The sequence below is a fragment of the Novosphingobium kunmingense genome (genome assembly GCF_002813245.1).
In the GTDB taxonomy this organism is placed as follows: domain Bacteria; phylum Pseudomonadota; class Alphaproteobacteria; order Sphingomonadales; family Sphingomonadaceae; genus Novosphingobium; species Novosphingobium kunmingense.
Window position 1 is genome coordinate 250,001 of the sequence record NZ_PHUF01000004.1, and the last position, 16,588, is coordinate 266,588.

The window sequence follows — 16,588 nt, forward strand, 5'->3', positions numbered from 1 at the left end:
TCGGATCGCCCGAGGAGGGCGGCGCCTGCGACGTGATCGGCGGGCGCTCCAAGATCTATATAGGATCGATGTTCCGCCGCACCGGGTGGGAGCGGATCGGCGGCTTCGACGAAGCGATGACCCATTCCGAGGATCTCGACTTCTGGGTCCGGCTTCTGCTCGGCGGCGGACGCTTCCGCTTTGTCAATGAAGTGCTTGGTGATTACCGGGTGCGCGGCAACTCCGCTTCGATCGACAGCCTTGCCCTGATCCGCGGCCGCATGCGCCTGATGCGAAAGATCATCGCAACGAAGCCCGATACGCCCGAGGCAGCACTGGCGGCACGCGGACTTGCGGCAGAGCAGCGCGCCGAGCAGGTTGAGGAGGCGATCGCGCGTACGCTTGCGGGCGATGCGGCGGGCCTGCCACGCCTGCTTGCAGTGCGTCACCGCTTCAAGGGGCCGGTCTGGTCGCTCAGCTTCGCCTTGTGGCGGCTTGCACCATGGCTCGCGCGGCCGATGCTGGCCTGGCGGCGCAAGCGGCACATCCATTCGATCGCCAGCAATCGTTCGCCGGCAGGAGCTGGCCGATGACCACGCGGCGGGCTGTCGCCTGGGCCAGCCTTGGCAAGATCGTGTCCTTCACGATCGCCTTTGCGACCAGCATAGTCATCGCACGGTTCTATCTGGGTCCGGCAGATGTCGGCCTGTTCTCGATCGCCTTTGCCGCCACGACGCTGGTCGCGGTCATGCAGGAGTTCGGTCTCAACCGGTATATCGTTGGCGAGACCGAACTGGGCGATGCCAAACTGCGGGCCGCGCAGACCGTTTCGCTGCTGGTGGGCTGGGCCATTGCGGCCGTGATCCTGATCGCCGCCTGGCCGATCAGCCAGCTCTATGGCGATGCGCGGTTGCTGCCGTTGATCCTTGTGGTCGGCGCGTCCTATCTGTTCGTGCCCTTTGCCACGGTGCCGATCGCGGTCCTGCACCGGCGAATGGACTTCAAGTCGGATTTCCTGATCGAAGCCGGCGCGGCGGCGGCGAACGCCGGGGTGTCGCTTGTCCTCGCCGCCAGGGGCCACGGCGCCATGGCGCTGGCCTGGGGCGCCTTTGCCCAGCAAGGCCTGCGCGCCATGATTGCCCAGCTCCGTGCGGGCTGGCTGCTGCCCTGGCCGCTCCGTCTCGCCGAATCGGGCGCTGTATTCCGCTTTGGCAGCGGATCGACCTTGTTGTTGCTGTTCGATGCGGTCGCGGCTCGCGCTCCCGATCTTCTGGTCGGCGCCAATGCCGGGCCCTACGCCGTCGGCCTGTTCTCGCGCGCGACGGGGCTTGCGGTGCAGGTCGTGTATCTGATTACCGGGGCCGTCAACAGCGTGTTCTATCCCGCGCTGGCTAGGCTGCGCGACGAAGGTCGGCCGCTCGGCGATGCCTATCTCCGGATCGTCGCGGGCTATACCGGAGTGGTCTTTCCCGCGATGGCCGGCCTTGCCGCCGCCTCGCACCCGCTGGTCGCAGCGCTTTATGGTCCGCGCTGGATCGAGGTCGCACCGATCCTGGCCTTGCTGGCGGCCGCGCAGATGATTCTCGTTGCCCTGCCCCTTCCGGTGCAGATCCCGATCCTTCTCGGCCAGTTGCGCGGCGTCGTCCTGCGCAGCGCGCTGGTCACCGCGATCATGGTGGCCCTGTTTGCCGTCGGTTCCCGCTGGGGAATCGGCGGAGCGGGCCTTGCCTATGTCGCCTTCACCGTGGTCAGCGTGCTGGTGTTCGGACAGTTCGTCCATCGGCTGATAGGCTTTTCCCTCTCGACCCTCTTCGCCATCTATATGCGCAGCCTGCTCTGCGCTGCGGCGGCGATAGCGCCGCTGATGCTGGCCTACCGCTTCTATCTTCCGCCCGAAACGATGGGCCTGTTCGCGCTGCTTGGCCTGTGCGGGTGCGGCGTGGTGACCTGGCTCGGCGCGGCCGAACTGACCGGCCACCCGATCCGCGAAGAGGTACGGCGCGCGATCGGTAGCCTTGCCCGGCCACCTGAATCCGTGAGGGAAAGCCGATGAACCCGGCGATCTCGGTCATCATCGCCACTTACAAGCGTCCGCACCTCATCGGCCGCGCACTCGACAGTGTCGCTGCGCAGACCCTGCCGCCCGACGAAATCATCGTCATCGACGATGCATCGGGCGACGATACCGGCGATGTCGTCGCCCTTTGGTCGAGGGCCAACGGCCTGCCCGTGACCTTTCTTGAAGCCGAGACCAACGGCGGGGCCGGCGCCGCGCGCAACGTCGCCATGCGCCACGCACGCGGCGATCTGCTGGCCTTTCTCGATTCGGACGACGCCTACCGGCCCCATGCGCTGGAGACATTGCGCCAACCCTTCCAGGAGGGCCGCAAGGTCGCCGTGGCCTTCGCCGACGCCTTGCAGCACGGCCCAGGGCTCGACGCGCCCGTGCCGATGATGTCGCCGCACCTCGACATGGACCGGGATACCGAGACGCTAGCCCCGCCCGATCCGGACTGGCGCCGGTTGCGCGATCCCCAATCGGTGCTGCTGACGACCAGTATCATCCCGACCTGCGCTGCCCTCTTCACCCGCCGCGCCGCCGAAGCGGTCGGCCTGATGCCCGAATACCGCCACGGTGAAGACTGGCTGTTCTGGCTCAAGCTCACCGGTCAGGGCCCGTTCCTGGTCCTGTTCGACGATGTTGCCGACATCCACCGCCAGGGCGACAATCAGACCGGGGCGGAGCACAACGCCCGCAACAGCAGCCAGGCGCTGAAGGCCCTGTTGCACCTGCGCCGCGGCGACTTCGCGGTAGACCTGAGCCCCGCCAACCGCGAGCGGCTCGAGACCGGGATCGCGCGCAAGATCGGCGACATGCGCTATTGGCATTCTGTTCAAGGCATTGGCGATTACTGGCGCGCGCTGGGCGAAGGTCCGGCGCGGGAGACCGGCGGCCGCTGGCGCCATCTGGTGCGGGATCCGCGCAGCCTTGCCCGCGCCCTGGCAGTCAGTACCGGATTCCTCTGAGCGCCCCGGGGAGCGGCTGCGCCGGATCGACCAGCGACATGGTCAGACGGTGTCACTGGTGGTATTATGCACGGCGGAGAGGATAACCGCCATGCCGCTGTTTACGCTTCTGGCTTCGCTGGCTGCCGCCATTCCGGTCATCACCGGGCAGACCGGCACGCAACAAACCTCCGACGTCGACATCGTCGGGTTGGACAAGGACGCCGATGGCCGGATGACCGTGCCGGTGCGGGTCCACGAACAGGGCCCGTTCAATTTCCTGGTCGATACCGGATCGCAGAACACCGTGCTCAGCATCGGGCTGGCCGACAAGCTGGGCCTTGCCGGGCGGTCGAAGGCGACGCTGATCGGCATCGCCGGGCGCGAGGTCGTCGATGCCGTATCGGTCGAGCAGATCGATATCGGGCGGCGTTCCTACTATGGGCTCTATGCGCCGCTGCTCGCCACCGCGCATATCGGCGCTGACGGGATTCTCGGCATCGACAGCCTGCAGGACCAGCGCGTGCTGATCGATTTCGAAAAGAAGCTGATGGCAGTGGGGGATGCCAAGGCGCTGGGGGGCAACGGCGGCTATGAAATCGTGATCACCGCGCGGCGCAAGTCGGGGCAATTGATCGTCACCAATGCCCGGATCAACGGCATCCTGACCGATGTGGTCATCGACACCGGCGCTCAATCGTCGATCGGCAACCGCGCGCTGCAGGCCGCGATGCGCAAGCGCAAAGGCCTTGAGCAGACCATGCTGCACAGCGTCACCGGCCAGGCGATCCCGGCCGATCTTGGCATCGGGCGCGAACTGGTGATCGGCAACGTCACGATCAACAACGCGGTCATCGCCTTTGCCGATACCCCCGCTTTCGAAGCGCTGGGCCTGGCCGAACGGCCGGCGATCCTGCTTGGCATGCGCGAATTGCAGGTCTTCCGGCGCATCGCGATCGACTTCAAGACACGGCGGATCCTGTTCGACGTGCCGAGTGGGGGCATTCCGGTCTTCGCTTCGTTCTGACCCGACCGGCCTGGCGGACTTGCGGCTGGCGCTTTTGTTCCGCCGCATTGTTCCTACATAGCGGGCCATGCCGCCAATCGATTCGCAAACCCGGCCCGCCGCCAGCGTCGAAAGCTGGGCAACGCTGCGCCGCTTCATTCCCTATCTTTGGCCGGGCGACCGGCCGGCGCTGAAGCGCAAGATCGTGGTGGCGGTTCTGCTGGTGCTGGTCAGCAAGGCGATCACCCTTGCCCTGCCCTATGCCTACAAAAAGGCGGTCGATGCCATGGGCGTGCCCGGCGGCACGGGCTTCCAGATCGCCTTCGCGCTGGTGCTGGCCTTCGTGCTCGGCCGGTTCTCCGCCGTGGTCTTCGACAACCTGCGCAACATCGTGTTCGAACGGGTCGGCCAGGAAGCGACGCGGCAACTGGCGGTGGATACCTTCAACCGGCTCCACGCGCTGTCGCTGCGCTTCCACCTGGCCCGCCGAACCGGCGAGGTGACCAAGACCATCGACCGCGGCACCAAGAGCATCGACGTGATGCTCTATTTCATGCTGTTCAACGTTGCCCCTACCGTGATCGAGCTGGTTGCGGTCGCGGTGATCTTCTACGTCACCTTCGGCTGGGGCCTGGTCGCCGCCACGGCGGTCGCGGTCGCCGCCTATGTCGCAGTGACCCGCTGGATCACCGACTGGCGCAATGCCCTGCGTGAAAAGATGAACCGGCTCGACGGACAGGCGCTCGCGCGATCTGTCGATTCGCTGCTCAACTACGAGACAGTGAAATACTTCAGCGCCGAGGCACGCGAGGCGAAGCGCTACGAGGAAGCGGCGCAGGCCTTCGCCAATGCTGCCGTGAAGAGCGAGAACAGCCTTGGCCTGCTCAACATCGCGCAGGCGCTTATCACGAACGCGCTGATGGCCGGGGCCATGGCGTGGACCGTATGGGAATGGTCGAAGGGCCGGCACACGGTGGGCGACCTGGTCTTCGTCCAGACCTATCTCACCCAGTTGTTCCGCCCGCTCGACATGCTGGGCATGGTCTACCGCACGATCCGTCAGGGGCTGATCGACATGGCGCAGATGTTCGACCTGATCGACACGCCGGTCGAGGTTGCCGATGCGCCCGGCGCGCCTGCGCTGATCGTCAAGCGCCCCACGCTGACCTTCGACAACGTCGTCTTCGGCTACGAGCCCGAGCGCACGATACTCAAAGGCCTGTCGTTCGAGGTTCCCGCCGGTCACCAGGTCGCGCTGGTCGGCCCATCGGGTGCTGGCAAGAGCACGATCGCGCGGCTGGTGTTTCGTTTCTACGATCCGCAAGGCGGCCGCATCCTGATCGACGGGCAGGACATTCGCGGCGTGACCCAGGCCTCGCTGCGCCAGGCCATCGGCATCGTGCCGCAGGATTCGGTGCTGTTCAACGACACCATCGGCTACAACATCGCCTATGGCCGCGGCGGCGCGACCATGGACGAGGTCGAGGCCGCGGCCCGCGGCGCGGCGCTGAGCCACCTGATCGACCGCCTCCCTGACGGCTTCGATACCGAAGTCGGCGAACGCGGGCTCAAGCTGTCGGGCGGGGAAAAGCAGCGTGTCGCCATCGCCCGCACACTCGTCAAGAACCCGCCGATCCTGTTGCTGGACGAGGCGACCAGCGCCCTGGACAGCCGGACCGAGCAGGACATCCTCGCCACGCTGCACGCCGTCGCTGAAGGGCGCACTTCCTTGACCATCGCGCACCGGCTTTCGACCATCGCCGATGCCGACACGATCCTTGTCCTCAACGAAGGTCGCCTCGCCGAACAGGGCACCCACGCCCAGCTGCTGCGCATCGGCGGGCTTTACGCCGACATGTGGCAGCGTCAGGCCGATGCGGTGGAGGACGCCGGGGTCGCGGCAGAGTAGGCATCCCTTAAAATCTTGCGCGCGCACGAAATTCGGGCAGCATCGCGCTTCGATCCGAACCGGGAGCCGCCATGACCCAATCCGCCGCACGTCCCAATCGCGAAGCTTTCGGCCAGCCGCGCGGCCTGTGGGTGCTGGCCGGGACCGAACTGTGGGACCGGATCTCGTTCCACGGCATGCAGGCCATGCTGGTCCTCTACATGACCGGCGATCTCCTGATCGACAAGGCGCGGGTTCAGGGGATCCTGGGCTTCGCCTCCTACCGCGGAATGCTCGACTCGCTGTTCGGCCCGCTGACCGATACGGCGCTGGCCACGCAGACCTTCGGGCTCTATCTCGCCTTCGTTACCGGCCTTCCCCTGCTGGGCGGCTGGCTGGGCGACCGGTTTCTCGGGCGGCGGCTGTCGGTGGGGCTTGGCGCGGCGCTGATGACGGCAGGGCACTTTGCCCTGGCCTTCGACAAGACGTTCCTGATCGCGCTGGTCCTGCTGATGAGCGGCGCGGGCCTGCTGCGCGGCAACCTTTCGGCGCAGATCAAGGCGCTTTACCCCGACGATGACCCGCGCGAGGTGAACGCGTTCCAGTACTATTACTTCGCGGTCAACTTCGGCGCCTTCATCGCGCCCATCGTCAGTGGCGCCGTGGCGGCAGTATGGGGCTGGCACGCCGGGTTCGGCGTCGCGGGTTTCGGCATGCTGATCGGGTTGATCGTCTACCTGAGCGGCGCGCGCGACCTGCCGCCCGAAAAGCTGCGCGACCGGACCGGGGCGAGGCAGGCGAGGCGCCCGCTCTCGCCCGACGAAAGGCGCCGCGTGCTGGGCCTGTTCCTGATCTGGCCGGTCGGCGTGGCGTTCTGGATCGCGCAGGCTCAGATCTGGAACGTCTACAACCTGTGGCTGCGCGACCATGTCGACATGACAGTGGGCAGCTTCGCGGTTCCGGTGCCGTGGATGCAATCGCTCGACGGCCTCGCTCCTGCCGTGTTCACGCCCGTTGCCCTGTGGCTGTGGGCGCGCCAGTCCGCGCGCGGCACCGAACCGGACGAGTTCACCAAGATCGGCCAGGGGATGATCCTCTTCGCGCTCAGCGTCGCGCTGCTCGCAACCGGTCCGCTGTTCGGCGATGGCCGCGCGCCGCTGTGGCTGCCGGTGCTGTTCCATGTCCTGTCGAACTTCGGCGCCGTCTTCGTCGCGCCCGTCCTTCTCGCGCTGTTCGCCACCCGTGCGCCCGAGCAGTGGCGCGGCACGCTGATCGGGATCAACGCTCTGTCGATTTCAGCGGCCAGTTTGATCAGCGGTCGGATGGGCAGCCTTTACGAAACGATGACCCCGACGCGCTTCTGGCTGATAAACGCCGCGATCTGCCTCGCGGCGGCGCTGTTCATCCTGCTGGCGCGCGGATTCTACCGCTCGGTCCTGAGACGGCAGAACGCCGAGGACGAGATGCCTCTGCCGCCCAAGGAGGAGACGGCCGTGATCGCCGACAACTGACTATTTCAGCACGTCGGCTTCGTGCCAGACGACGGCCTGTGCCGCCTTCATGCAGCTGTTTTCGGTGTCCCAGGCCAGGGCGGGCGAGCCATAGAGCCGCCAGCCCTGGTCCAGCGCCTCGGACACGCGTTCGCAAAAGGCGCGGTCGTCCTTGCCGGTCAGCAGGCGGTAGATCGGGCGGTCGTCGGGGGTCTGGTGCATCGGTCCATGCTAGAGCGGGCGGTGCACGGCGGCTAGTCCTCCGGCATTCCGGGATAGCGCTTGAACGCCGGCAGCTCGTGCGCGGTCGTCATCCAGTCCAGCCGTTCGGCCACCTGGATCTGCGCCTGCGGCGGCAGGGCCTCGGGATCGTCGAGAGTGGCGGTCTGGATATCGACGATCCCCGGCAGCATCTCGGCATTGCGGAAGAACAGGCCGGTGCCGCAGGCCGGACAAAAGCTGCGCATCGATGCGCCGGACGAATTGAAGGTCGTGACCTCGCCCTGGGTGACCGCGAAGTCGCCCTCGGCAAAGGCCGCCCAGCCGATCATCGGCGCGCCGGAACTCTTGCGGCAATCCTTGCAATGGCACAGCGCGTTGTGCTGCGGCTCGCCGCTCACGCGATAGCGCACGGCGCCGCACTGGCACCCGCCGACATGGTCCATCTGGTCTCTCCTGCTCGAGTCGCGCGGGAACATTACAGGAACTTATGCGGGCCGTCGACTGCTCGTCCAGCAACCTTGGCCACGCTGGAAATCGCCCATCCCTGTGGTAAGCTGCCGGAACAGGTCGCGGAATTGGAGTGCCATGCCAACCTACCTGCGCGCCAGCCTCGCCCTTGTCCTGATGTCCTGCTCCAACCCGGATCCGGCCCCGCCGCCGCCGGCCTTCGAGCGCGCGTCCGCCGACGAAACCGCGCATGGCGAGCGCCTCGCCCGCGTACTCGGCTGCCTGGGCTGTCACGGCGCCGACCTCGCGGGCCGTGATTGGAGCGACAAGCTGGGAACCCTGTGGACCGCGAACCTGACCCGGTCGGCAAGCACGCTGGGCGCCAGGGATTTCGCGAGGACCGTGGTCGAGGGGCAGCGACCGGGCGGGCGCGAGCTGTGGGACATGCCATCTTACCTTTTCACCCAGCTGCAGCCGGACGAAGTCGCCGCGGTGACCCGATTCGTCAGCAGCCGGCCGGTGACCGGCTCGGTCCATCCCGACCCGTCCCATGGCCCCGAACTGAAGACGAAGATGGCGCAGGGGCTCTACAAGTCGTCGGCGGCGGAAGTGCGCGAGAAAGGCAGCCTGCTCGCGCCGCCTGCCGCGGGCCATGACCTTGCGCGCCACATCACCCGGGCGACCTGCGCCGAATGCCACGGGATCGACCTGCGCGGGAAGACAAGCCCGATCGACGGCCGGACCACCCCGGACATCCGCCCCCTCGCAGCCAGCTATTCCGCCGCCGACTTCGAGACGCTGCTGACGACCGGCAAGGCCGCCGGCGGGCGCGAGCTTACCTTGATGAGCGAGGTCGCTCGCGGCCGCTACAAGCATCTCACACAGCGCGAACGCGCCGCGATCCACGCCTATCTCTCAGTGCTGGCCGAGCAGCCCTGAGATCAGAGAATGTATTTCGACAGGTCGGTGTCGCGGGCCAGCCCAGCAAGGCGAGCGGTGACGTAGGCCTCGTCGATCACGATCGTCTCGCCGGCGCGGTCCTCGGCCTCGAAGCTCAATTCCTCGAGCAGTTTCTCCATCACGGTCTGGAGCCGGCGGGCGCCGATGTTCTCGACCGATTCGTTGACCTGCGCGGCAATACGGGCGACCGCCCGAACCGCTTCGGCTGTGAAGTCCAGTTCCACCTTCTCGGTGCCGAGCAGCGCCTTGTACTGCTGGACCAGGTTGGCGCGGGTTTCGGACAGGATGCGGACGAAATCGTCCTCGCTCAAGGCAGCCAGCTCTACCCGGATCGGCAAGCGGCCCTGCAGTTCGGGCAGCATGTCGCTGGGCTTGGCGACGTGGAACGCACCGCTGGCAATGAACAGTACGTGATCGGTCTTCATCGGGCCGTACTTGGTCGCAACGGTCGTACCCTCGATCAGCGGCAGCAGATCGCGCTGCACGCCTTCGCGGCTGACCGAGCCGCCGCGCACGTCCGAAACCGCGATCTTGTCGATCTCGTCGATGAAGACGATGCCGTTGTGCTCTGCGTTCATCAGCGCGACGCGGTTGACGTCGTCCTGGTCCATGCGCCGGTCGGCTTCCTCATCGACCAGCTTTGCCCAGGCGTCGGGCACCTTCAGCTTGCGGCGCTTCAGGTTCTGCTTGCCCATCGCCTTGTTCATCATGTCGCTGATGTTGATCATGCCGACGCCGCCCGGCATCCCGGGGATCTCGAACCCGCCCGACGGTGCGTCTTCGACCTCGATCTCGACCTCGGTCTCGTCCATTGCCTTTTCGAGGATTCGCTGGCGGAAGCTTTCGCGAGTCGCCTCGCTCGCCCCGTCCCCAACAAGGGCCTTGAGCAGACGATCCATCGCGGCCTTTTCGGCCGCTTCGCGCACCGCCTCGCGTCGGCGGTCCTTTTCCAACCGTATGGCTTCCTCGGCCAGGTCACGCGCGATCTGCTCGACGTCACGGCCGACATAGCCGACCTCGGTGAACTTGGTCGCCTCGACCTTGACGAACGGCGCCTCGGCCAGCCTGGCCAGGCGGCGGCTGATCTCGGTCTTGCCGCAGCCGGTCGGCCCGATCATCAGGATGTTCTTGGGCGTCACCTCGTCGCGCAGGTCGGCGCCGAGCCGCTGGCGGCGCCAGCGGTTGCGCAGCGCCACGGCGACGGCCTTCTTCGCATCGGTCTGGCCGATGATGTGTTCGTCGAGCGCGCGGACGATCGCCTTGGGGGTAAGATTGTCGCTCATGGGGTCAGATAACCTCGACCGTCACGCGGTCATTGGTGAAAACGCAGACCTCGGCGGCCACTTGCATGGCGCGTCGGGCGATAACTTCGGCGTCCTGCTCGTAATCGACCAGCGCCTTGGCGGCGGACAGGGCGTAGTTGCCGCCCGATCCGATCGCGGCGATGCCATGTTCGGGCTCGAGCACATCGCCGTTGCCGGTGAGGATCAGCAGCACATCCTTGTCGGCCACGATCATCAGCGCCTCGAGGTTGCGCAGGTACTTGTCGGTGCGCCAGTCCTTGGCCAGTTCGACCGCGGCGCGCATCAATTGCCCGCGGTGCTGTTCCAGCTTCTTTTCGAGACGCTCGAAAAGGGTGAAGGCATCGGCCGTCGCGCCGGCGAAACCGGCGATGACGCTTCCGTCACCCAGCCGGCGCACCTTGCGGGCGTTGGGCTTCATCACGGTGTTGCCCATCGACACCTGGCCATCGCCGGCGATGACGGTCTTGCCGTCCTTTTTCACGCCGATGATGGTGGTGCCGTGCCACGGCACCAGGCCGTGGGCTTCGTTGTGGTGGTTCATGCCGCCGGATATATGACCGATCCGGCGGGCTTCAATGCATGGTGATCAGTTGCCGCCGGTGTTGTCGCCGGTGCCGCCCCGGCCGCCCATGCCGCTGCCGACCGTGCCGATGTTGCCGAACAGGTCTTCGAGGAACGTGCGTTCGCGCCCCAGGGTGGGGGTCTTGTCGCCATCGGGGCTGAGACGGACGACCTTTTCGACGCCGGTCCGTTCCATGCCGGTCACGTTGCCGGCCGGATCGAAGGTCACGCGCAGCACCTGCTGGTCCTTGGCCTGCGGACGGCCGAAGGCGCGCTGCTGGGTGTTGATCGAGACGTAGTACCAGTCCTTGCGACCGAATTCGCTGACGAAGGTCGGTCGGCCGAGGGTGCGTTCCACGGACTGCAGGTTGTCGATCCCCGGCTGGATCGAATCGACGAGAGTCGGATCGGCGATATAACCGCGGCGGTCCTTGATCGACGCGCAGGCGCCTAGCGCCAGCACCATCGCGGCGCCCAGCAGAATACGAAAGCTGTGCTGCATCAAACCCATCGCTCCAGTACGCCGGCCGCCGTCACTTGGACATTGCCGCCCGGGATCGTCTATTCTATCGCCCGCGAGCCTTAGGCAACCTTGCCGTGGCTGGCAATCCCGGGCCGCGCTGCCCACCTGGGGTCGCGGGGTTTAATCCCCGCTGAATGATCGAAAGGCTTTGCTGCGATGTCGTTTCTTGGCCGCCTGCTAGGCACCCAGCCCGATCCGAAGGACGCGCTGCGCCCGCTGTGGCATACCGCGATCGGCATCGCGCGCGAGCCGCACTGGTATGCGATCGGCGGCGTTGCCGACACGGTGCCTGGCCGCTTCGATGCGGTGGCCATGGTCACCGCGCTGATCATGCTGCGGATGGACGGGAACGAAGCACTGAAGGCTCCCTCTGCGCGCCTGACCGAACTGTTCGTCGAAGACATGGACGGCCAGATGCGCCAGTCGGGCGTCGGCGACCTGATGGTCGGCAAGCGCATGGGCAAGCTCATGCAGGCGCTGGGCGGGCGTATCGCCGCCTTCCGCGAAGCGCTGGCCCAGCACGGCGACGAAGCCCTGGTCGCCGCGGTAAGCCGCAACGTAACCTTGGCCGATGCGAGCGATCCGGCGCACATTGCCGCCGGCCTGCGCCGCCTGGCGGCCGACCTTGCCGTCACCGGCGACGACGATCTCCTGGCCGGACGGATCGCCCGATGAGCGAGCTTTCGCGCCTCTACGGCCGCCGCACCGTCCCGGCCGCGCCGCAGCACATCGTTGCCGGCGATGCGGAGCGTGACGCCCTCGCCCGCCGGTTCGATCTCGTCGCGGTCAACTCTCTGGAGGCGATCGTCACGCTGACGGTCGATGGCCCCACCGTCCGGGCGAATGGCCGGGTCAAGGCTCAGATCGTCCAGTCCTGCGCCGTATCGGGCGAGGACCTGCCGGTGTCGATCGACGAGCCCATCGAGCTGCGCTTTGTGCCCGCACAGACCGACGTAGCACCCGATAGCGAAATCGAGCTCGAGGAAAGCGACCTCGATGATATCGAGATGGACGGCGAACAGTTCGACCTTGGCGAAGCCATCGCGCAAAGCCTGGGCCTGGCGATCGATCCCTATCTGACCGGCCCGCAGGCCGACGAGGCACGGACCAGGGCCGGCATCGCCAGCGAAGGCGAGGACGGCCCCTTTGCCGCACTCAAGGGTCTGTTGAAGAAGTAGCCGATCAGAACGGAATGTCGTCGTCGAGATCGTCGGCAAAGCCGCCGCCGGCACCGCCGCCGAACGACGAACCGCCCGACTTCTGGCCGCCGCCATAGCTGCCGCCGCCCGAACCGCCGCCGGCGCCCCAGTCACCGCCACCGCCACCGCCGCGCTGGCCGCCACCACTGCTCCCGGCTCCCCCGCCACCCGGTGCGCCGTCGAGCATGGTCAGTACTCCGCCCACGCCGCCGACCGAGACTTCGGTCGAATAGCGGTCGTTGCCCTGCGCATCCTGCCACTTGCGGGTGCGCAGCTGGCCTTCGATGTAGACCTTGCTGCCTTTACGCAGATAGCGTTCAGCCACGCCTACCAGCCCGTCGGAGTTGAGCACGACGGTGTGCCATTCGGTCCGCTCCTTGCGCTCGCCGGTGTTCTTGTCTTTCCAGTTTTCGGACGTCGCGATGCGCAGGTTGGCGATGCGCCCGCCGTTCTGGAAGCTTTTCACTTCCGGATCCTGACCGAGATTGCCGATCAGGATGACCTTGTTGACGCTGCCTGCCATGTACTTCCTCGCTTCGCTCTACAATCCCAGAGCGACGGCGCTCCAGTACGTGATTCCCGCGAAGATGTAGGCCAGGGCAAACAGGTAGAGCAACATGAAGCCGGGCCATTTCCACCCATTCGTTTCGCGCCGAGTAACTGCGATCGTGCTCATGCACTGAGGCGCGAAGACGAACCAGGCAAGGAAGGCGAGCGCGGTCGGCAGGGTCCAGTCGGCCTTCAAGCGGTCGCCCAGTTGCTGGGCCTGCGCGTTTTCGTCGGTCTCTGCCACGGCATAGGACGTGGCGAGCGAGGAGACCGCCACTTCGCGCGCCGCCATGGCCGGGATCAGCGACAATGCGATATCGCGGTTGAAGCCGATCGGTTCGACCACCACAGCAAGGCCGTTGGCGATCCTGCCCGCGATGGATGCGTCGACCTGGCTCTGCCCTTCGCCGGCGCGCGGGAAGTTGAGCAGGAGCCACAGCGCGACCGTGACCATGAAGATGATCGTCCCGGCACGGCGCAGGAAGATCCACGCCCTCTGCCACAGCCCGATCAGAAGGTCCTGCAGCCGCGGCATCTGGTACTTGGGCAGTTCCATGATGAACCCACTTGCCGCGCCCTTGGTAACGGAGTGGCGCAGCACCAGCGCCACGGCCATCGCGGCGATGATGCCGAAGACGTAAAGCCCCAGCAGTACCAGGCCCTGCAGGCCGACCGGACCCCAGATCGCCACATTGGGGATGAAGGCGGCGATGATCACGGCATAGACCGGCAGCCGCGCCGAACAGGTCATCAGCGGCGCGATCAGGATCGTGGTCAGCCGGTCCTTGGGATCGGTGATGCTGCGCGTCGCCATGATGCCGGGAATGGCGCAGGCAAAGCTCGACAGGAGCGGAATGAAACTGCGTCCGGACAGGCCCACCCCCGCCATCAGCCGGTCCATCAGGAAGGCCGCGCGGGCCATGTAGCCCGACGCTTCCATGGCCAGGATGAAGAAGAACAGGATGACGATCTGCGGCAGGAACACCACCACCGAACCAACACCCGACAGGATCCCGTCGGTAAGCAGATCGCGCAGCAGGCTTTCGGGCAGGGCGGCCTTGGTCAGGTCGATCAGCCAGCCGATCGCTCCTTCCAGCCCGTCGGCAAAGGGCGTGGCCCAGGTGAAGACCGCCTGGAACACCACGAACAGCAGCGCGAACAGGATCAGCGGGCCGAGCCAGGGGTGGAGGAACAGCCGGTCGAGCCGTGCGTGAAGGCGGTGGCGGCGGCTTTCGGAAACGATCGCGGCTTCGGCGATGGCGTGGGCCGTGACGCGACGCTCGACCAGCGGCACCGGCGGATGCGGCGCGCCGTGCTGGCGCTCCTGCGCTTCCCCGATGGCGGCGGTCAGTTCGGCCAGGCCCCGGCGGCGCACGGCAACCGTTTCAATGACCGGGACGCCCAGCGCTTCCTGCAGGGCGTCGGCCGAGATGACCAGGCCGTCGCGCTCGGCAAGATCGACCATGTTGAGCGCGACCACGGCCGGCCGGCCGAGGGCAATGACTTCCTGCGCGAAGACCAGATGCTGTTCGAGGTTCGAGGCGTCGAGCACCACGACCAGCACGCTTGGGGCGGGTTCGCCGGGGAATTCGCCGAGGATGACCTTGCGGGTCACTTCCTCGTCCGGGCTGGTCGCGGCAAGCCCGTAGGATCCCGGAAGGTCGGTCAGTTCGATCGGCGCGCCGCTGGGCAGGATCAGGCGGCCGGCCTTCCGTTCCACGGTGACGCCGGGATAGTTGGCGATCTTCTGGCGCGCGCCGGTCAGCGCGTTGAACAGCGCGCTCTTCCCCGCGTTGGGATTGCCTACCAGTGCGGCAATGCGGCGCCCTTCCATCAGACCGGCTCGACCGTCATGGCGCGGGCGTGGGCGCGGCGCAGCGCCACGTTCATGCGCCCGATCATCAGCGCGATAGGATCGTGGCCCGCAAATATCCCGCGGTGCGCGATCGCCACCCTGGCGCCGACATCGATGCCCAGCGCCTGCAGGCGCTGCGCCTCTTCCGCCACGAGGCTGTCCCAGTCGACGGCGACAATCCGCGCGCGTTGACCGATCGGGAGAAGATCAAGGGTCATGGGAAGGCGCGCTGCCATAGGCGGCCAGCTATTGCAAGTCGTTCGCAATAGAAATGCAGCGGGCCACGCTAGCGCGAAGGATAGCGCAATCTGCCAAGCAGACGCGTGACGCTGAAGGTTTCGTCGCGCGGGCGCAGCAACTGGGCCTTGGCTTTCTCGAAACGCATCACGCCGTCGATCCGCCGGTCGAGAAAGGCGCGGGTGTCGGCGTGGCCCTCGCTTTGGTCCTCGGCAAATACCGCGAGCGTCGCGGCATAGATCGAACCCAGGGTCAGGCGCTTGGTGTAGTGGTTGTAGTCGGTCGCGGTATCACCGGCGAGCCGCCACATGGCATCGGCGCTGCTCCAGCCCAGTTTCAGCGCCTTGGCCGCATTCTGCGGCATGGCCATGATCGCCAGGGCCCGGCGCAGCGCCTCCTTGTGCGGCGTGGCGGCATCGAGGCGAAACTGGATCAGGGCGCGGATCCGCTCGCGGATCTTCATCGCGGCCAGTTGCTCGGATGGCAGGGCTGCCGCCATGGCATCATCGATGGCGTGGACCCAGGCCGCGATCATCGTCATCGCTCCGCCCTTGAAGGCGAAGGCTGCGGCATCGGGATCGATGCCCTTCGCCTCGGCAGCGCTGCGCGCCGCCGCCTCGGTCCAGCCGTCCCACACCGCCGCTTCGGCCAGCGCGGGCGCCAGTGCGCGGCGCATGGCATCGAGCGAGGCAAAGTCTTCGGCCACGGCGCGGTTCAGAAATTGGGCCCGTAGGCCGGCTTGGCGCCGGTTGCCGCCTTGACCTTGCTTGCCGCCTCGAGCTCGGCGTGGATCGTGCCGTTCTTGCCGTCGATTGCGGCGTAATCGAGGGCGCTGCGCCCCGAATTGTCGGCCCGAGTCGGACTGGCATTGGCCTTTAGCAGAACGCGCACAAGCGCAAGGTTGCGGTTATGGACCGCCGTGATCAGCGGGGTTTCGCCCGCGTTGTTCGATTCGTCGACCCGCGCCCCGCGCGCGACCAGCAATTCGACCCCCTCGACGAAGCTGAAGTTGCTTGCCACGACCAGCGGAGTCTGCCCGCGCGCATCGCGGACATTCACGTTGGCGCCCTTGCCGATCAGATACTGCATCCAGGTCAGGTCACGACGCTGGGTGACCAAGTGCAGCGCCGTTTCGCCGGTGGTCACATCGCGTGTGTTGACGAGGTTCGGACTGCCCTTTTCGAGCGCGTCGGTCACCTCGTTGCCCTCCTTCTTCTTGACCGCGTCTAGAAATTTGTAGCTATCCGACATCTGCGCAGCGGCAGGAGCGGCCAGGAAGAGCCCGGCAGACAGGACCGGAAGAGCGGCAAAGCGGACCAAGCGGTGCAACACGGGGGGCAGGTTCCTCAATTCGTCGTGGCA

At 66.6% G+C, this 16,588-nt stretch carries 19 protein-coding genes (1 of these 19 only partly in view); 9 read left to right on the forward strand and 10 right to left on the reverse strand.

Annotated elements, in window-relative coordinates; translation table 11 throughout:
- From B0I00_RS10605 to B0I00_RS10630, 6 genes are all read left to right on the forward strand, one after another.
- A protein-coding gene (locus tag B0I00_RS10605) for a glycosyltransferase family A protein (RefSeq protein ID WP_100867371.1) crosses the window boundary here: on the forward strand, window positions 1–572 show its 3' portion. The gene continues 439 nt to the left of window position 1, outside the view; the window shows 572 of its 1,011 coding nt (coding positions 440–1,011); its start codon lies off the left edge, out of view; its stop codon occupies window positions 570–572.
- A complete protein-coding gene (locus B0I00_RS10610) occupies window positions 569–2,032 on the forward strand; it encodes an oligosaccharide flippase family protein (protein WP_157812538.1) in 1,464 nt (487 codons plus the stop codon). The genes B0I00_RS10605 and B0I00_RS10610 overlap by 4 nt, the downstream gene beginning before the upstream one ends.
- Window positions 2,029–3,006: a glycosyltransferase family 2 protein gene (locus tag B0I00_RS10615; protein ID WP_100867373.1), complete on the forward strand. Its 978-nt coding sequence runs from the start codon at window positions 2,029–2,031 to the stop codon at window positions 3,004–3,006. Before B0I00_RS10610 ends, B0I00_RS10615 begins: the two co-directional genes overlap by 4 nt.
- Before the next feature lie 91 nt (window positions 3,007–3,097).
- Window positions 3,098–4,012 carry a retroviral-like aspartic protease family protein gene (locus tag B0I00_RS10620; RefSeq protein ID WP_100867374.1) on the forward strand — a complete coding sequence of 305 codons (915 nt, stop codon included), beginning with the start codon at window positions 3,098–3,100 and terminating at the stop codon, window positions 4,010–4,012.
- A gap of 67 nt (window positions 4,013–4,079) precedes the next feature.
- A complete protein-coding gene (locus tag B0I00_RS10625) occupies window positions 4,080–5,900 on the forward strand; it encodes an ABCB family ABC transporter ATP-binding protein/permease (protein WP_100867375.1) in 1,821 nt (606 codons plus the stop codon).
- A gap of 71 nt (window positions 5,901–5,971) precedes the next feature.
- A complete protein-coding gene (locus B0I00_RS10630; protein WP_100867376.1) occupies window positions 5,972–7,390 on the forward strand; it encodes a peptide MFS transporter in 1,419 nt (472 codons plus the stop codon).
- Here B0I00_RS10630 and B0I00_RS10635 read toward each other — a convergent pair whose 3' ends face one another.
- Both B0I00_RS10635 and B0I00_RS10640 read right to left on the reverse strand, forming a co-directional pair.
- On the reverse strand, window positions 7,391–7,591 hold the full coding sequence (locus B0I00_RS10635; protein WP_100867377.1) for a DUF1737 domain-containing protein: 201 nt from the start codon (window positions 7,589–7,591) through the stop codon (window positions 7,391–7,393). It abuts the gene before it with no gap.
- Between the two features lie 32 nt (window positions 7,592–7,623).
- A complete protein-coding gene (locus B0I00_RS10640) occupies window positions 7,624–8,067 on the reverse strand; it encodes a GFA family protein (RefSeq protein ID WP_232730198.1) in 444 nt (147 codons plus the stop codon).
- A gap of 109 nt (window positions 8,068–8,176) precedes the next feature.
- On the opposite strand from B0I00_RS10640, the gene B0I00_RS10645 reads away from it, so the two are divergent.
- Window positions 8,177–8,977 carry a c-type cytochrome gene (locus B0I00_RS10645; RefSeq protein ID WP_100867379.1) on the forward strand — a complete coding sequence of 267 codons (801 nt, stop codon included), beginning with the start codon at window positions 8,177–8,179 and terminating at the stop codon, window positions 8,975–8,977.
- Between the two features lie 2 nt (window positions 8,978–8,979).
- Here B0I00_RS10645 and hslU read toward each other — a convergent pair whose 3' ends face one another.
- The 3 genes from hslU to B0I00_RS10660 are packed head-to-tail and all read right to left on the reverse strand — an operon-like array spanning window position 8,980 to window position 11,365.
- The gene (hslU, locus tag B0I00_RS10650; protein WP_100867380.1) at window positions 8,980–10,281 is read right to left on the reverse strand and encodes an ATP-dependent protease ATPase subunit HslU; all 1,302 of its coding nucleotides are present in this window, start codon (window positions 10,279–10,281) and stop codon (window positions 8,980–8,982) included.
- Window positions 10,282–10,285: 4 nt separating this feature from the next.
- Window positions 10,286–10,843, reverse strand: a complete 558-nt coding sequence (gene hslV, locus B0I00_RS10655; protein ID WP_100867381.1) for an ATP-dependent protease subunit HslV — start codon at window positions 10,841–10,843, stop codon at window positions 10,286–10,288.
- A 45-nt stretch (window positions 10,844–10,888) separates the two neighbouring features.
- Window positions 10,889–11,365, reverse strand: coding sequence for an outer membrane protein assembly factor BamE (locus B0I00_RS10660; RefSeq protein WP_100867752.1), 477 nt, complete (start codon window positions 11,363–11,365; stop codon window positions 10,889–10,891).
- Between the two features lie 177 nt (window positions 11,366–11,542).
- Between B0I00_RS10660 and B0I00_RS10665 the strand changes: the two genes are divergently transcribed.
- A complete protein-coding gene (locus B0I00_RS10665) occupies window positions 11,543–12,061 on the forward strand; it encodes a ubiquinol-cytochrome C chaperone family protein (protein WP_100867382.1) in 519 nt (172 codons plus the stop codon).
- Window positions 12,058–12,564, forward strand: coding sequence for a YceD family protein (locus B0I00_RS10670; protein WP_100867383.1), 507 nt, complete (start codon window positions 12,058–12,060; stop codon window positions 12,562–12,564). The genes B0I00_RS10665 and B0I00_RS10670 overlap by 4 nt, the downstream gene beginning before the upstream one ends.
- 4 nt (window positions 12,565–12,568) lie before the next feature.
- Here B0I00_RS10670 and ssb read toward each other — a convergent pair whose 3' ends face one another.
- From ssb to B0I00_RS10695, 5 genes are all read right to left on the reverse strand, one after another.
- Entirely contained in the window at window positions 12,569–13,108 is a 540-nt protein-coding gene (gene ssb / locus B0I00_RS10675) for a single-stranded DNA-binding protein (protein WP_100867384.1), read from the reverse strand.
- An 18-nt stretch (window positions 13,109–13,126) separates the two neighbouring features.
- Window positions 13,127–14,968: a ferrous iron transporter B gene (feoB, locus tag B0I00_RS10680; RefSeq protein WP_100867385.1), complete on the reverse strand. Its 1,842-nt coding sequence runs from the start codon at window positions 14,966–14,968 to the stop codon at window positions 13,127–13,129.
- Window positions 14,968–15,207, reverse strand: coding sequence for a FeoA family protein (locus B0I00_RS10685; protein ID WP_100867753.1), 240 nt, complete (start codon window positions 15,205–15,207; stop codon window positions 14,968–14,970). The genes feoB and B0I00_RS10685 overlap by 1 nt, the downstream gene beginning before the upstream one ends.
- A 68-nt stretch (window positions 15,208–15,275) precedes the next feature.
- Window positions 15,276–15,902, reverse strand: a complete 627-nt coding sequence (locus B0I00_RS10690) for a COQ9 family protein (RefSeq protein WP_100867754.1) — start codon at window positions 15,900–15,902, stop codon at window positions 15,276–15,278.
- A gap of 38 nt (window positions 15,903–15,940) precedes the next feature.
- Entirely contained in the window at window positions 15,941–16,558 is a 618-nt protein-coding gene (locus B0I00_RS10695; protein ID WP_232730199.1) for an ankyrin repeat domain-containing protein, read from the reverse strand.
- Window positions 16,559–16,588: the final 30 nt, after the last annotated feature.

What these genes read in the sequence shown, in the direction of transcription:
- B0I00_RS10665 (WP_100867382.1), top strand. Translation starts at nt 11,543, where the DNA reads ATGTCGTTTCTTGGCCGCCTGCTAGGCACCCAGCCCGATCCGAAGGAC.
- B0I00_RS10625 (WP_100867375.1), top strand. Translation starts at nt 4,080, where the DNA reads ATGCCGCCAATCGATTCGCAAACCCGGCCCGCCGCCAGCGTCGAAAGC.
- hslU (WP_100867380.1), bottom strand. Translation starts at nt 10,281, where the DNA reads ATGAGCGACAATCTTACCCCCAAGGCGATCGTCCGCGCGCTCGACGAA.
- B0I00_RS10660 (WP_100867752.1), bottom strand. Translation starts at nt 11,365, where the DNA reads ATGCAGCACAGCTTTCGTATTCTGCTGGGCGCCGCGATGGTGCTGGCG.
- feoB (WP_100867385.1), bottom strand. Translation starts at nt 14,968, where the DNA reads ATGGAAGGGCGCCGCATTGCCGCACTGGTAGGCAATCCCAACGCGGGG.
- B0I00_RS10620 (WP_100867374.1), top strand. Translation starts at nt 3,098, where the DNA reads ATGCCGCTGTTTACGCTTCTGGCTTCGCTGGCTGCCGCCATTCCGGTC.
- B0I00_RS10670 (WP_100867383.1), top strand. Translation starts at nt 12,058, where the DNA reads ATGAGCGAGCTTTCGCGCCTCTACGGCCGCCGCACCGTCCCGGCCGCG.
- B0I00_RS10645 (WP_100867379.1), top strand. Translation starts at nt 8,177, where the DNA reads ATGCCAACCTACCTGCGCGCCAGCCTCGCCCTTGTCCTGATGTCCTGC.
- B0I00_RS10630 (WP_100867376.1), top strand. Translation starts at nt 5,972, where the DNA reads ATGACCCAATCCGCCGCACGTCCCAATCGCGAAGCTTTCGGCCAGCCG.
- B0I00_RS10615 (WP_100867373.1), top strand. Translation starts at nt 2,029, where the DNA reads ATGAACCCGGCGATCTCGGTCATCATCGCCACTTACAAGCGTCCGCAC.
- hslV (WP_100867381.1), bottom strand. Translation starts at nt 10,843, where the DNA reads ATGAACCACCACAACGAAGCCCACGGCCTGGTGCCGTGGCACGGCACC.
- B0I00_RS10610 (WP_157812538.1), top strand. Translation starts at nt 569, where the DNA reads ATGACCACGCGGCGGGCTGTCGCCTGGGCCAGCCTTGGCAAGATCGTG.
- B0I00_RS10635 (WP_100867377.1), bottom strand. Translation starts at nt 7,591, where the DNA reads ATGCACCAGACCCCCGACGACCGCCCGATCTACCGCCTGCTGACCGGC.
- B0I00_RS10685 (WP_100867753.1), bottom strand. Translation starts at nt 15,207, where the DNA reads ATGACCCTTGATCTTCTCCCGATCGGTCAACGCGCGCGGATTGTCGCC.
- B0I00_RS10690 (WP_100867754.1), bottom strand. Translation starts at nt 15,902, where the DNA reads ATGCGCCGCGCACTGGCGCCCGCGCTGGCCGAAGCGGCGGTGTGGGAC.
- B0I00_RS10640 (WP_232730198.1), bottom strand. Translation starts at nt 8,067, where the DNA reads ATGTTCCCGCGCGACTCGAGCAGGAGAGACCAGATGGACCATGTCGGC.
- ssb (WP_100867384.1), bottom strand. Translation starts at nt 13,108, where the DNA reads ATGGCAGGCAGCGTCAACAAGGTCATCCTGATCGGCAATCTCGGTCAG.